The following is a 13,331-nucleotide window of genomic DNA, read 5'->3' as shown; positions in this document are numbered from 1 at the left end:
ATACCGACATGAGCTCTCGTACGCTTTCGCTGATTGGCGTTTCCCTGGTAATGGGCCTGGGTGCCGCATGGATGGCTGACTCCTGGCTGAGCGCACGACTTAACGCCAAACCCGATGACCACTTGCGAAGTGTGGTGGTCGCCACCGTACCAATTCCCTTCGGGCAGATGGTCGAGGCCCAACAGGTCACGACCGTGCGCATGCCCATGGATACGATCCCGGACGATGCCTTTGACTCCAGCGAACAGGCCGTGGGCAAGATCGCAACGTTCGACATTCTGCGCGGTGACATCGTGCGGGGCGCGCGTCTGAGTGAGCACCTGGGTGGCAGCACCCTGGCGTCCCTGATCGATCCTGACAAACGCGCCATATCGGTACGGGTCGATGATGTGGTCGGTGTGGGTGGGTTCCTGTTGCCGGGGAACCGGGTCGACGTGCTGGCAACCAAGACCACCAGCGCCGGCAGTAACAACGCCGTGTCCCGGACCATTCTTGAAAACCTGCGGGTGCTGGCGGTGGATCAGACGGCGGGCACCGACAAGACCCAGCCGGTGGTGGTAAGGGCCGTGACGCTGGAAATGTCGGCCACTGAAGCGGAGGCCCTGGTGACTGCGCAGACCGAAGGCAAGTTGCAACTGGCCTTGCGTAACCCGCTGAACCTGGAGAAAAAAACCGTGGTCGTGGCGCCCCCTCCGGCTCCGGTGATGGCGGTGGCGACTGCTGCGGTGCCAAAGCCCGTAGTGCAGCGCAGCCCCAAAGCGCAGGCCAGCGGGATCACGGTGATCCGTGGAGTTGAAAGCAGCGTCGTCAACGTTCACTGAAACGCGTAGAAAAATGCCTGGTCCCTTCGGCCATGGCGATGCCGATCCTCACGTGTCGGCAAACGAGGGCTCGATCATGAATCCCAGTATCCGGCAGCCTGTCACTGCGACGCCTCGGCGCCAGGAAGGAGCAGTGAGTGTATTGATGGTGATCGCGTTAATGGCGATTTCCATGATGGCGGCATTGGCCCTGGATGGCGGACACATGCTGCTGAACAAGACCCGTCTGCAAAATGCCGTGGATGCCGCGGCCCTGAGCGGCGCCAAGACCCTGAGCCAGGTGACGGGAGGGCTCAACATGGCCAGCACGACTCGGGCCGCTGCCCTGGACACGCTGACACGCAATGCCGACGCTGCGGGCAACGCTGAACTGGCAACCGCTGTCGCCGGCAACCCGGCTGCGTTCGCCGCAGTGGAGTTGGCCAGCAGCGTTTATGGTCCGTTCTCCTATCCCGGGCCGGCGGATGCCAAATACGTGCGAGTGTCGGTGTCCAGCTATCGGTTGAGCGGTTTTTTCTGGAGTTTCGTTCAAACGATGGGCAGTGCCGGCCTGGGCAACAAGGCCGTGGCGGCGATCGCCACCGCAGGCCCCAGCCCGACGGCTCCGTGTGATCTGGCGCCCTTGATGGTCTGCGGCGACACCAGCCAATACGACCCGGCTGCCGGAAATTTCTGGAGTTACCGCTTTGGCGACCTGACGGTGCTGAAGACGGCCGCGGGCAACACGTCGCCCATTGGCCCGGGCAATTTCCAACTGCTCGATTTCGGCTCCGGCGGCAGTGCTGTGCGCGAAGACTTGGCGGGCGGCGGTTCGGTCTGCCGCAGTGTCGGGGACAACGTCCAGACCGCACCGGGCAACAAAGCCGGCCCGACTTCCCAGGGCTTGAACACGCGATTCGGTATCTATAACGGTCCGGTCAGTTCTTCGGACTATCCACCCGACCTGGTCACCACTTCGAGCAACCCGGCGATGACCTATAACGATTCGCTCTCCCAGGCGCAATACAAAGGACAGCCCATTACTTCGAGCAACGGCGATCTCTCGGCCGGCGGCGAGGCAATACTGGACTACAACGACTGGCGAACAGCGGTTGCCGCCTGTGTGGCCGGAGCTGGCAATGGCTGTGAGAGCAACGGGGTTTTCGAACGGCGGATGCTCAAGATCGTGATTGGTGACTGCACCGGCAAACTGAGCGGTTCTACCTCGATTCCTGTCCTGGGTTTTGGCTGCTACTTCGTCGTGCAACCAGTGAATGGCGGAGGTTCGGACTCCATCATCTTTGGTCAGTTCGTCCAGGAATGCGAAGGCGATAATGTGCCCGGCCCCACGCCGGTCAGCGATACCGGGCCGCAGGTCATTCAGCTCTACAAAACCTATCTCAACGGCAGCGGCACTCCGAGCACCGACTCGTAGGAGGCGTCATGAGACTTGTCCATTTCAAACCCGCGCAGGCCCAGCAAGGCGTGGCGCTGGTGGAATTCACCCTGGTGCTGCCGTTGTTGTTGCTGCTGTTGCTGGCTTTTGGCGAGTTCGGCCGCATGCTCTTCCAATACAACGTGCTGCTACAGGCCAGCCGTGATGCCAATCGATTCGTCGCCAGCCAGGCCTGGAATACCACCCTGGGCACCATTGCCCTGAACAACACGCTGCAGACCCAGACGAAAAACGTCGCGGTGTATGGCACCCCGAGCCAGGCCGGCACCGCTGTGGTGGCCGGGTTGACCACGGCTAACGTGGAGGTCGCGGCGGTGGGGGCTGACCATGTGCGTGTCACCATCACCTACACCTTTTGCCCGGTGATTGGAGCGGGCAATTGCGGCGGAACAATTCCCGGTTTTTTCGGCAGTGCCATTGCGCTGGGAATCCCACTGGTCGCGACCACCGTCATGAGGGCGTTGTGATGAACAACAAGCACATGCAAGGCACCTATATCGTGGAGTTCGCCTTCGTTGGCCTGCTGGTGTTCATCCTGCTGTTTGGCGTGGTGGAGATGGGCCGGCTGTATTTCACCGCCAATGCCTTGGATGAGGCCGCGCGGCGCGGCGCGCGTCTGGCGGCGGTGTGCAACATCAACGATCCGGTGGTGTTGCGCCGGGCCATCTTCAACGCCGCGACGGACGCAGGCACCAGCCAACTGATCAGCAGTCTCGCCACCTCGAACCTGGCGCTGACCTATCTGGATGTGAACGGCGCGGTGGTGGCGAACCCCGCCGACACGGTCAGCGCCAACGGCTTCCGCGCTATCCGTTACGTCCAGTTGAGCGTGCAGAACTTCGTTTTCAATCTGTTCATTCCTGGGTTTGGCGTGCCCATTACCTTGCCCACATTCAGGGCGACCTTGCCACGCGAAAGCCTTGGGCGTCATTCCGATTCCGGGGAGATCACACCATGCTGAATACCAGGGAAACTCCACTGTCGACCGTCACCGGCAAAGCCGGGCTGCGGTTACTGATCAGCAGCCGTGACGCTTCGTCCCTGCGCGACTTGCAATGCGTCTGCCAGCGCATGCCTTGCCTGGAAGTGAGCACGCGCCTGGTGAGCAACGGCCATGTCGATCCGCTCTATGGCCTGGAGCGAATGCCCGATCTGCTGTTGTTGCGGGTCAGTCACTTGTGGCGCGAAGAGCTGGCGGCGTTGCTGCAGCGGCCTGCCCATGAGCGTCCACCGATGCTGGTGTGCGGTCTGATGGGCGAGCAGGAAGGCATGCGGCTGGCAATGCAGGCCGGTGCCCGGGACGTGCTGCCCGAGCCTTTCGCCGAGACGGAACTGGTGGCCGCCCTGAATCGTCTGGTTGCGGAGGTCCGCGTCGGCCACGGCGCCGAAGGCAAGCTGGTCGCCGTGATCGGCGCCAAGGGTGGTTCCGGTGCAACGCTGGTGGCCTGCAACCTGGCCCAGCAACTCAGCGCCCAGGCAGGTACCACTCTGCTGCTGGATATGGACCTGCAATTTGGCAGCGTGACCCACTATCTGGATGTGGCCCAGTCCCATAGCCATCTGCAAGTGCTGCAACAGGTCGAGGACCTGGACAGTATCGCCCTGCGGGGTTTTTGCAGCCACTTCAGTCCGACCTTGCACGTGCTAGGTGGCCGTAGCGGCGAGTTGTGCCTGCCACAGGACGCCCAGCCGGAACAACTCGACGCCTTGTTGCAATTGGCCCGTGCCAGCTATGACTGGGTGGTAGTGGACCTGCCGCGTCAGATCGACCACCTCACCGGCTCTGTGCTGGAGCAGGTCGACCGGGTCTACGTGGTGGTTCAACAAAGCGTCAGCCATCTGCGCGATGCCAGCGCCCTGGTGCGGATTCTTCGCGAGGACCTGGGCGTGCGCGGGGACCAGTTGCAGGTGGTGGTCAACCGCTATGACAAGGCGGCTGCGGTCAGCCTCAAGGATGTCGCAGAAGCCCTGCGGTGCACCAACCTGTCGAAATTACCCAATGACTTCAACCTGGTCAGCCAGAGTCAGAACACTGGCGTGCCGTTGGGGCTGCATGCGCCGAGGGCGGCCATCACCGTTGCCCTGCGCGATTTGACCGAAGACCTGGTCGGTCACCAGATGGCCGCAGACAAAGGCCTGCTCAAACGTGCCTTCAACCGTTTTTTCGGGGGATGACCCATGATCAGCGACTTCCGCAACCGCTTGCGTAAACAGTCCGGTAAACCGGCCATTGAACTGGCTGGCGACAGCCTGCCGGATCCGACAGAGCAATTGATGGCCTGGGAACATGCCATCCCCGACGTGCTCTACGAAACCCGTAGTCAGGTCACCCCGGTGGAAGCCCAATGGCGGGAAAAAATCTACCAGCAACTGCTCAAGGTCATGGACCTGTCCTTGCTCGACTCCCTCGAGCAGGTCGAGGCGGCGAGGCAGATACGCGATATCTGCCAGCGTTTGCTCGATGAGCATTCGGCGCCGGTAAGCTCCGCCAGCCGTCAGTTGATCATCAAGCAGATCACCGACGAAGTGCTCGGGCTGGGGCCTTTGGAGCCGTTGCTGGCCGACCATAGCGTGTCCGACATCCTGGTCAACGGTTTTGCCTCGGTCTATGTCGAGCGCTTCGGCAAGCTGCAAAGAACCGACGTGCGCTTTCGCGACGACCAGCATCTGCTGAACATCATTGATCGCATCGTCTCCAGCCTGGGCCGGCGTATCGACGAGTCGTCCCCTTTGGTGGACGCCCGGCTCAAGGACGGCTCGCGGGTCAACGCAATCATCCCGCCACTGGCCATCGACGGTCCGAGCATGTCGATCCGTCGTTTTGCGGTGGACCTGCTCAACACTGACAGCCTGATCCAGGTGGGCACCATGACCCCGGCTATTGCTTTGTTGCTCAAGGCGATTGTCCGTGGGCGCTTGAATGTGCTGATTTCCGGCGGCACCGGCAGTGGCAAGACCACCATGCTCAACGTGCTGTCCAGTTTCATCCCCCACAACGAACGCATCGTTACCATCGAGGACTCGGCCGAACTGCAACTGCAGCAACCTCACGTGGTGCGCCTGGAAACCCGTCCTTCAAACATCGAGGGGCGCGGCGAGGTCAGCCAGCGGGAACTGGTGCGCAACAGCCTGCGGATGCGTCCGGACCGCATTGTCATCGGCGAAGTGCGCGGCGCCGAAGCGCTGGACATGCTCACCGCCATGAACACCGGCCACGATGGCTCGTTGACCACAATCCACGCCAATACCGCGCGCGATGCCTTGGGGCGAATCGAGAACATGGTGTCGATGACCGGCGCGACTTTTCCGATCAAGGCCATGCGTCAACAAATTGCCTCTGCCATCGATGTGGTGATCCAGCTGGAGCGTCAAGAAGACGGCAAACGTCGTGTGGTGAGCATGCAAGAGATCAACGGCATGGAAGGGGAGATCATCACCATGACCGAAATTTTCTCTTTCACGCGCCAAGGCATCGGGGAAAACGGCGAGGTGCTGGGGGATTATCGGCCCAGCGGCATGATCCCGGCCTTTCGCGACGTGTTGGCCAGGCGCGGCATCGAGTTGCCGCTGACCCTGTTCCGCCCTGAGTGGATGGAGGCTCGGACGTCATGAACAACATCCCCAGTGAGTTCATCCTGATTTTTCTCGCCATGGTGTTCATCGCCGTCTTCCTCCTGTCCCAGGGTGTGGTGGTGCCGGTGTTCGGCGAGGCCGGCAAAATGCGCAAGCGCATCCGTGGGCGCCTGCATGTGCTGGAGAAGGCCAACCATCTGCCCAACATGCAGACCGTGTTGCGGCAGAAGTACCTGACGCGCTTGTCGCCCCTGGAGGCCCGGCTTGAACAATTGCCGTTCATGGCCAACCTGACCCAGTTGATCGAGCAGGCCGGCCACGAATACCGGGCCTATCGGGTAATGGCGCTGGGCCTGGCCCTGGGCGTAGCGGCCGGTGCCGTGGTGTTGATGTTCTGGCCGGTGTGGTGGATGGCGCTGCTGGCGGCCTTTGCGGTGACCTGGCTGCCGGTGCTGAAGATCATGCGTGATCGTAGCAAGCGCTTCGCCGCCTTCGAGGAAGGCTTGCCGGATGCGCTGGACGCCATGTGCCGGGCCTTGCGCGCCGGGCACCCGTTCAACGAAACCCTGCGCCTGGTTGCCGAGGAGCACAGGGGGCCGGTCGCCCAGGAGTTCGGCATGACCTTCGCCGACATCAACTATGGCAACGATGTGCGCCGGGCCATGCTCGGGCTGTTGGAGCGCATGCCGAGCATGACGGTGATGATGCTGGTGACCTCCATACTTATCCACCGCGAAACCGGCGGCAATCTGACCGAAGTGCTGGAGCGCCTGAGCCGCTTGATCCGCGGGCGCTTCCGCTTCCAGCGCAAGATCCGGACCTTGTCGGCGGAAGGGCGCATGTCGGCCTGGGTGCTGGTGGCGATCCCTTTCGTGTTGGCGATCGCCATTGTGCTCACCAGCCCCAGCTACATGCCGGTGCTGATCAACGACCCTATAGGCCACAAGCTGATCATGTTCGCGTTCGGCGCCATGTTGCTGGGGATTCTCTGGATCCGAAAAATCATCCGGATCCAGGTTTAAGCGCCCTTGCGGCGAGAGGTATCAGTCATGGATTTTCTGCTCGGGTTGTTCAGTCGGTTTACGGGAAACGAGGAGGCGGCACGGCTGTTGTTCATCGCCGTGATCGGTCTCAGTACGGTACTGGCGGTCGTCGCCATGATCTTGCTGATGCTCGGCCTGCAGGACCCGGTGCAACGGCGTCTGGCGCTGATCAAACGGGGATATTCCGGCAGCACGCAAGGGCAGGAGGCGCCAGGTAACCTGCAACTCTTGCTGGAGCGGGTCGGCCAGCGGTTCGCAGCGACTGACCCGGCCCAGGCCAGCGCCACCCTGACCCTGCTCACACACGCCGGCTACCGTTCCGCATCGGCGGTGCAGATGTACTGGGCCGTGCGCCTGATGCTGCCGTTGCTGCTGCTTGGCGTTACGTTACTGCTGCTGCCGCTGATCAAGGTGTCCTTGATTGTCGGTTTGCTGGTGGCGACCTTGATGGCGGGTATTGGATGGTTGTTGCCGGCGCTGTACGTCGGTAAGCGCAAGCAGGCGCGACAAGCGCGGCTGCGGGCGGCATTTCCCGATGCGCTGGACCTGATGGTGGTGTGCGTCGAGTCAGGCCTGGCCCTGCCCACCACCATAGAACGGGTGGCCGAAGAGATGTCGGTCAGCCAGGTTGAGCTGGCCGAAGAGCTGGCCCTGGTGAACGCGCAGATCCGCGCGGGTATCACCAGCACCGACGCTCTCAAGCAACTGGCCCTGCGCACCGGCCTGGATGATATCCAGGGCCTGGTCAGCCTGTTGGCCCAGAGCATCCGCTTCGGCACCAGCGTGGCCGATACCCTGCGTATCTACGCCGATGAGTTTCGTGATCGGCGCACCCAGGCGGCCGAGGAAATGGGTGCCAAAATCGGCACCAAACTGATCTTTCCGCTGATCTTCTGCCTCTGGCCAAGCTTCTTCCTGGTCGCCATCGGCCCCGCCATGATTGGCGTGTTCAGGGCCTTTGGAAATATGTAGAGGGACATACGGTCCCGGTTGTACAAGCCTGTGGCGAGGGAGCCTGCTCCCGCTCGAGCAGCGCTGCAGCCCCGGTTTGCGGCTGCTGCGCAGCCCAGCGGGAGCAAGCTCCCTCGCCACTCAGTCAGGCACACAAGGGTTATGATCGTTCCCACGCTCTGCGTGGGAATGCATCCCGTGACGCTCTGCGTCACCTTCCAGAAGCGGAACGCGGAGCGTCCCTGGCGACATTCCCACGCAGAAGCGTGGGAACGATCGAAGTCCATACCCAACCGAACTCCAACGCCCGTGGCGAGAGGGTTGATCCCCGCTGGGCCGCTTAGCGGTCCTGAAACCGGGGATTGGCGTCTCACCCATTGGCCGGACCCGCGCAAGACTCAGTTCGCATGGGCGGTTGCTTCCTGGAGGGCTGCGCAACCCGAGGGGATAGGGCCCCGCGCCACAAACAGGCGTGCTCGGCTTGATGCAGGGCAGAGCAAAAGATCGCAGCCTTCGAAAAGGCCTACACCGGATCGGATGTAGGCATTGTCGAAGGCTGCGATCTTTTGTTTTCCACTGTGTTTCAGTTGCTGCTGGTGATTTCCCCACCCGAGTCCTGTTCGAAGAATTCCGGGATCGGGTAATTGAAGCTATTGAGCCAGCGCTGCATGGCCAATTCCCGTTCGGTGGCCGAGGCGGTTTGCAGGTGGGTTGAGGCCACCACCCCGCGAATCTGCAGCTGCATCCAGCTCTCCGTGCCCTGTTGCGCAGCCGAAGAGGGGCCGGGTTCAATGGCCCAGGCGGTGGCGGACAGGCAAGTCATGCACACGATCAACAGTTGTCTGGTTTTCATCTCTTGGACTCCTCGTAAGGCGCTACTTGACCGCATCGGATGAGGCGTCGGCCACATCGGTCAGACGGTTCGCGGGGGATGTCGCCCCGGCAGGGGCCGAGCCTCTGATTTTTTCCGCCCGGGCTTGAGCATCTGCCACTTGTTTGGGGCTCAGATTGGCCATGTTTGCCAGTTCGGCTGCCTGCTTCCAGTTGTCCTGGTAAATCAGCAGCGTCACCATGTTGAAGGCGGCCAGCGAGTCTGACTGTCTGAGCTCCATGGCGGTCATGAACTCGAAGCGGGCTTCAGGGATCCGTCGCTGATTGAGATAGACAACTCCCAGGTCATTGCGGATTTTTCCTTCGGTGGGGGACATTTTCACAGCGCGCTCAAGGTGTTCGGTGGCGCCAGCATGATCATGCCTGGCGGCAGCCAACTGGCCGAGGCCATGCTCGCCATCAGCGGCCAGGCAAGTGCCGAGTAGGCTCTGGTACAACGGCTCTGCCTCGTTACGTCCCATCAGACGCAGCACTCGCGCCTTGCGCAGGCGGACCTGGACCAGATCCTCCGGCAGACCTTCGAGGTTCGCCAGGCTGGCATACAAACGTCCGTCATTGGCCATGTCATCGGCCAGGTTCAGCGCCAGTTCCTGATCGGAGCCTGGCTTGGCGCAACTGGTCGGACGTGAAGCCACGCCGTTGCTGGCGCAGCCGACCAGCAGCACCGTTGCGGCTATCGCGATCACCGCTTTCATTGAATGTCCCCTCGTATCAGGTTGAACACGTGGACGCTTGCACTTCAGGCCCCGGCTCATTGGGACAGCCCGTTACGGTTGTCGAAATCGCCGTTTTCAAGGAAGTACATGCGGTAGAAATTCGGGTCGTAATTGCGCAGCTGTTCGCCCGGCAACGTCGGCAGTTGTGCGTCGGCGGCCAACGGTTGGACCAAGTGCGGCGTGACGATCATCAGCAGCTCGCGTTCTTCGCGATTGATGGAGTTATCGCGAAAGAACGCACCGAGAATCGGAACATCGCCCAACCCCGGTAATTTGTTCACCTGAGAGGCATTACGCGTGCTGATCAGGCCGCTGATGACAAAGCTTTCGCCATCGGCCAGGGCAATACTGGTATCGGTACGGCGTACGGTGAGCGCCGGAACCAGCGTGCCGGCGATGTTCACCGCGTTGGTGAAATCCAGTTCACTGACTTCCGGTGCCACCTTGAGCATGATGCGGTTGGTTCCGACGACGGTGGGCGTCAAGGTCAGACGGATACCGAATTCCTTGTACTCAATGGACACGTTGTCGCTGCCGGCACTGGGCACCGGGATCGGCACTTCGCCGCCGGCCAGGAAGCTCGCGCTCTGCCCGCTCAGGGCCACCAGGCTCGGCCGCGCCAGGGTGTAGGCAAAGCCACTGCCTTCCAGCGCATTGATCATCAGCAGGGTTTGTCCGGTGGCAAAGGACAGGTTGAACATGTCGTTGTTGACCGGCAATGAGGGCCGCACCACGCCACCGATGGTGGGCAGGGTTCTCGGCGCGCCGAACAGGAAGTTGCCACGGCTGCCGAAAATAGAGGTTGAAGCTTCCTTGAGCTTGGTCCGACTGACTTCGACGAAACGGATGTCGGTCTGCACCTGGGCAAGCAGCATGGGGTCTTCGGAGGGTACGCTCGCGGCGCTGGTCAGTGCCGAGGTGGCTCTGCCTTTGACGAAGATCATGCTCTGGCGGGGGATTTTTGAGCAGGCCGTCCAGACCATCAGGCTGGTGGCCCCGGGCGCCAGGCCCGTAAGGATGAAGGCATCGCTGCCGCTGGGTTGCACGTCGGCAATTTTCGGGTCGCCCACTGCCAGCTTCGTTACGGGGGCCAGGATACGCAATTCGTTCTGAAGCCCTTGGCCAACCTCGAAGGTCGCCGGCAAATTGTCCAACTGAGCACAATTTGCCGTTGCGGCCTGGGCCGCTTCCAGGCCAAGGCCCATCCAGAACAGACCATGGATCAAGTGCTTTAAAGCGGGCGGGGTACGATAGCTCATGAAGTGATCCTCGACAGAGAGGCCGTCCCTAGGCTTAACAAATGCCTCGGATCACTTAAGGGGCCCGGGCTGCCCCTTGTATTGCACCAGACCATTGAGCGGCGGTGGTGAGCGCCTCGTCGCTACAAGCGAGCGAGCGCATCCCACCGGCCTGACTGAATGGCAGGCAGCTTTCGAAAAAACTGTTTGAGCCCCGCGATACCGGGGTGACGAGCAGGGTGACCGGTGTTGATCGGGTCGCCCTAGGGGGTGATTTATTCACCGCCGTGCCCGCTTCTTTTTGAAGGTAGTTCATGCATGGCAAAGCGCCACGCCATAAACAAAAAAAACGACTAAAAAGTGACGGGAGGGAAATTCTCGGCAAAGTCGCCGTCAATAATTTGTCTTTTGTGCGATTTCGGGACGTATTTACAGCGAAATGATCAACCGTCCGGCAAACAGAATCAGGATGACGCCCATGGTCCGTTCGAACCAATGACCCATGCGCATGAACACTTCCCGTACCCGGGCGCTGGAAAAAAACAACGCGACGACGACAAACCACAGGGCATTCACCAGGCACATCCAGACCCCGTACAACGCCTGGATCTGCAGCGGTGTGCTGGTGCTGATCAGGGTGGTGAAGATGGCCAGGAAAAACAGCGTGGCTTTCGGGTTGGTGGCGTTGGTCAGAAACCCGGTGACAAACGCTTTGAATGGCGTTTGCCGGGCAGCGTTTTGATCGATGGGGTGTTCACCTTCAAGCGTGGATTTGGGTCTGCTGCGCAGCAGGCTGACGCCCAGGTAAAGAATGTAGGCACCGCCCACCACCTTGGCGACCATCAGCAACCAGGGGAAGGTGTGCATCAGCGCACCCACCCCGAGCAAGGTGTAGATCACATGCACCGAGATACCGGCGCCTATGCCCAACGCTGTGCAGATCCCGATCCAGCGGCCAAAACGGACGCTTTGGCGGATCGTCACGGCGAAATCAGGGCCGGGTGCGACCACCGCAAGAAAATGAACGGTGGCCAGGGCCAGGAATTCGCCCAGGTAGCTCGATAGCATTTCAACTCCGAACGGTCAGGGGCGAGGCATCGCGGCGCTAACCGATTAAAAAGAGAAAAGGCTCAGGTGCGGATATTCCATACCCGCATCGGAATGTGTGCGGGATTATAAGTTGTGTGTAAATTGATGATAATCCGTTCAAATTTCACAGGGCTTTTGCTCCATGAGCACAAATCAATCACTGGCCTTGCTCGCCGAAATGGCCATTTTCGTCAAGGTCGTGGAGACCGGCAGTTTCTCCGAAGCGGCCAGGCAATCAGGCGTGTCACCGTCGGCTGTCAGCCGAAGCATCTCGCGTCTGGAAAAAGCCTTGGCGACCCGATTGCTGCAACGCACCACCCGCAAGCTGCGCTTGAGCGATGGCGGGGAAGAAGTGTTCAAGCGTTGTCGGGAAATGGTCGCCGCCGCCCGATCGGTGATGGAAATCAGTGGCCAGTTCGCCCATGAAGCCGAGGGGCGGATCCGGGTCAGCGTGCCCAAGGCGGTGGGGCGCTTTGTCATTCATCCCCACATAGCCGAGTTCTTGCGTCGTTACCCCAAGGTCGATGTGGAGTTACTGCTGGAGGATCGACAGGTCGATCTGATCGACGATCACGTTGACCTGGCGCTGCGGATCACCGACCAGCCGCCGGTCGGGCTGGTGGGACGTCAGTTGTTGACCATTGACCACCTGCTCTGCGCCACGCCGCGCTACCTGGCCGAGCACGGCATCCCCGAGCATCCCCACGACCTGCTGGAGCACAGCTGCATCTACCTGGGAGAAACCCCACACGACGCTCGCTGGAAATTCAGGAAAGGCACCAGGTCCGTTCACGTGGGCGTGCGTGGACGTTATGCCGCCAATCATACGGGCGTGCGGCTGGAGGCTGTCTTGCAGCACATTGGCATCGGCAGCTTGCCGTACTTCACCGCCCATCATGCGCTGGAGCAAGGCTTGATCGTGCAGGTGCTGGCGGATTGGACGTTCCTGGCCTCTTACCAGGGTGGTTTGTGGCTGCTGCATTCGCCCACCCGTTACCTGCCGCCGAAGTTGCGGGTGTTCATTGATTATCTGGTGGAGTGCCTGGAGAAGGAGCCCACTTTGAACAAGGCGGGCCACAAAAAAGGCCCGTCGGATTAACCGTGCGGGCCTTTGCATGACTGATCGCAATCAGTGCTTGCTGTCCTGATCCGACATCGCCAGCAATTGCTTTTCCTGGTTCCAGTCGAAGGGTTCGTCATTTTGCTCGGCTTCGAAACGACGTTCTTCCAGAGCCTGGTACAAGGCGATTTCTTCATCGGGCATGTAATGCAGGCAGTCACCGGCGAAGTACCACAGCAGGTCACGAGGCACCAGGTGGGCGATCTGTGGATAACGGACGATGACCTGGCACATCAGGTCCTGGCCCAGGTACTGGCTTTCGATCGGATCAACGGGCAACTGCGCGCGCAATTCGTCGAAGCGCTCCAGAAACAGGGCATGGCTTTCTTCGGGAACCTGGTCTGCCTCACCCACGGCGACCAGGATGCTGCGCAAGTGGTCAAGCAAGACAAGGTGATCGGCAACGACGTTGGACACGAGATAAGTCCTCAAGAGCAAAACGGGCGCAGGAGTA

The 13,331-nt window shown here is 60.9% G+C and carries 14 protein-coding genes; 9 read left to right on the top strand and 5 right to left on the bottom strand.

All coding sequences use genetic code 11. The features are described 5' to 3' along the window. Positions 1–8: 8 nt before the first annotated feature. The 8 genes from cpaB (at position 9) to AC3I65_RS18605 (ending at position 7,844) form a co-directional block, all read left to right on the top strand. A complete protein-coding gene (cpaB, locus tag AC3I65_RS18640; protein WP_047228161.1) occupies positions 9–821 on the top strand; it encodes a Flp pilus assembly protein CpaB in 813 nt (270 codons plus the stop codon). 76 nt (positions 822–897) lie between these two features. After that, positions 898–2,235 carry a TadE/TadG family type IV pilus assembly protein gene (locus AC3I65_RS18635; protein ID WP_416221548.1) on the top strand — a complete coding sequence of 446 codons (1,338 nt, stop codon included), beginning with the start codon at positions 898–900 and terminating at the stop codon, positions 2,233–2,235. An 8-nt stretch (positions 2,236–2,243) separates the two neighbouring features. Beyond that, on the top strand, positions 2,244–2,723 hold the full coding sequence (locus tag AC3I65_RS18630; RefSeq protein ID WP_488524065.1) for a TadE/TadG family type IV pilus assembly protein: 480 nt from the start codon (positions 2,244–2,246) through the stop codon (positions 2,721–2,723). Next, positions 2,723–3,217, top strand: a complete 495-nt coding sequence (locus AC3I65_RS18625; RefSeq protein WP_047228163.1) for a TadE family protein — start codon at positions 2,723–2,725, stop codon at positions 3,215–3,217. The genes AC3I65_RS18630 and AC3I65_RS18625 overlap by 1 nt, the downstream gene beginning before the upstream one ends. After that, positions 3,211–4,431: an AAA family ATPase gene (locus AC3I65_RS18620; protein ID WP_047228164.1), complete on the top strand. Its 1,221-nt coding sequence runs from the start codon at positions 3,211–3,213 to the stop codon at positions 4,429–4,431. Before AC3I65_RS18625 ends, AC3I65_RS18620 begins: the two co-directional genes overlap by 7 nt. A 3-nt stretch (positions 4,432–4,434) precedes the next feature. Then, a complete protein-coding gene (locus AC3I65_RS18615) occupies positions 4,435–5,868 on the top strand; it encodes a TadA family conjugal transfer-associated ATPase (RefSeq protein WP_274090969.1) in 1,434 nt (477 codons plus the stop codon). Continuing rightward, positions 5,865–6,851 carry a type II secretion system F family protein gene (locus tag AC3I65_RS18610; protein WP_047228166.1) on the top strand — a complete coding sequence of 329 codons (987 nt, stop codon included), beginning with the start codon at positions 5,865–5,867 and terminating at the stop codon, positions 6,849–6,851. Before AC3I65_RS18615 ends, AC3I65_RS18610 begins: the two co-directional genes overlap by 4 nt. A gap of 27 nt (positions 6,852–6,878) precedes the next feature. After that, positions 6,879–7,844, top strand: a complete 966-nt coding sequence (locus AC3I65_RS18605; RefSeq protein WP_047228167.1) for a type II secretion system F family protein — start codon at positions 6,879–6,881, stop codon at positions 7,842–7,844. Positions 7,845–8,406: 562 nt separating this feature from the next. On the opposite strand, the gene AC3I65_RS18600 is transcribed toward AC3I65_RS18605, so the two are convergent. From AC3I65_RS18600 to AC3I65_RS18585, 4 genes are all read right to left on the bottom strand, one after another. Then, complete coding sequence (locus AC3I65_RS18600; protein WP_047228168.1) at positions 8,407–8,676, bottom strand: DUF3613 domain-containing protein; 270 nt, start codon at positions 8,674–8,676, stop codon at positions 8,407–8,409. Positions 8,677–8,698: 22 nt separating this feature from the next. Further along, on the bottom strand, positions 8,699–9,409 hold the full coding sequence (locus tag AC3I65_RS18595; protein ID WP_274090968.1) for a tetratricopeptide repeat protein: 711 nt from the start codon (positions 9,407–9,409) through the stop codon (positions 8,699–8,701). Between the two features lie 56 nt (positions 9,410–9,465). Next, positions 9,466–10,689 (bottom strand): type II and III secretion system protein family protein, encoded by a 1,224-nt coding sequence (locus AC3I65_RS18590; protein ID WP_305466492.1) that lies wholly within the window; start codon positions 10,687–10,689, stop codon positions 9,466–9,468. 408 nt (positions 10,690–11,097) lie between these two features. Then, entirely contained in the window at positions 11,098–11,736 is a 639-nt protein-coding gene (locus AC3I65_RS18585; protein WP_488524064.1) for a LysE family translocator, read from the bottom strand. 163 nt (positions 11,737–11,899) lie between these two features. Between AC3I65_RS18585 and AC3I65_RS18580 the strand changes: the two genes are divergently transcribed. After that, a complete protein-coding gene (locus AC3I65_RS18580; RefSeq protein WP_488524063.1) occupies positions 11,900–12,856 on the top strand; it encodes a LysR family transcriptional regulator in 957 nt (318 codons plus the stop codon). A gap of 30 nt (positions 12,857–12,886) precedes the next feature. Here AC3I65_RS18580 and AC3I65_RS18575 read toward each other — a convergent pair whose 3' ends face one another. Further along, positions 12,887–13,294, bottom strand: a complete 408-nt coding sequence (locus AC3I65_RS18575; protein ID WP_047228173.1) for a PA2817 family protein — start codon at positions 13,292–13,294, stop codon at positions 12,887–12,889. Between the last annotated feature and the right edge of the window lie 37 nt (positions 13,295–13,331).

Source organism: Pseudomonas sp. N-1-13 (assembly GCF_057787095.1).
The sequence above is the reverse complement of the archived record's forward strand: the minus strand, read 5'-3'. Positions and strand labels throughout refer to the sequence as shown.

Bases quoted from the DNA above. Each gene is read 5' to 3' on its own strand.
- AC3I65_RS18580 (WP_488524063.1), top strand. From the start codon at position 11,900: ATGAGCACAAATCAATCACTGGCCTTGCTCGCCGAAATGGCCATTTTC.
- AC3I65_RS18625 (WP_047228163.1), top strand. From the start codon at position 2,723: ATGAACAACAAGCACATGCAAGGCACCTATATCGTGGAGTTCGCCTTC.
- AC3I65_RS18630 (WP_488524065.1), top strand. From the start codon at position 2,244: ATGAGACTTGTCCATTTCAAACCCGCGCAGGCCCAGCAAGGCGTGGCG.
- AC3I65_RS18590 (WP_305466492.1), bottom strand. From the start codon at position 10,689: ATGAGCTATCGTACCCCGCCCGCTTTAAAGCACTTGATCCATGGTCTG.
- cpaB (WP_047228161.1), top strand. From the start codon at position 9: ATGAGCTCTCGTACGCTTTCGCTGATTGGCGTTTCCCTGGTAATGGGC.
- AC3I65_RS18595 (WP_274090968.1), bottom strand. From the start codon at position 9,409: ATGAAAGCGGTGATCGCGATAGCCGCAACGGTGCTGCTGGTCGGCTGC.
- AC3I65_RS18610 (WP_047228166.1), top strand. From the start codon at position 5,865: ATGAACAACATCCCCAGTGAGTTCATCCTGATTTTTCTCGCCATGGTG.
- AC3I65_RS18585 (WP_488524064.1), bottom strand. From the start codon at position 11,736: ATGCTATCGAGCTACCTGGGCGAATTCCTGGCCCTGGCCACCGTTCAT.
- AC3I65_RS18620 (WP_047228164.1), top strand. From the start codon at position 3,211: ATGCTGAATACCAGGGAAACTCCACTGTCGACCGTCACCGGCAAAGCC.
- AC3I65_RS18600 (WP_047228168.1), bottom strand. From the start codon at position 8,676: ATGAAAACCAGACAACTGTTGATCGTGTGCATGACTTGCCTGTCCGCC.
- AC3I65_RS18635 (WP_416221548.1), top strand. From the start codon at position 898: ATGAATCCCAGTATCCGGCAGCCTGTCACTGCGACGCCTCGGCGCCAG.
- AC3I65_RS18605 (WP_047228167.1), top strand. From the start codon at position 6,879: ATGGATTTTCTGCTCGGGTTGTTCAGTCGGTTTACGGGAAACGAGGAG.
- AC3I65_RS18615 (WP_274090969.1), top strand. From the start codon at position 4,435: ATGATCAGCGACTTCCGCAACCGCTTGCGTAAACAGTCCGGTAAACCG.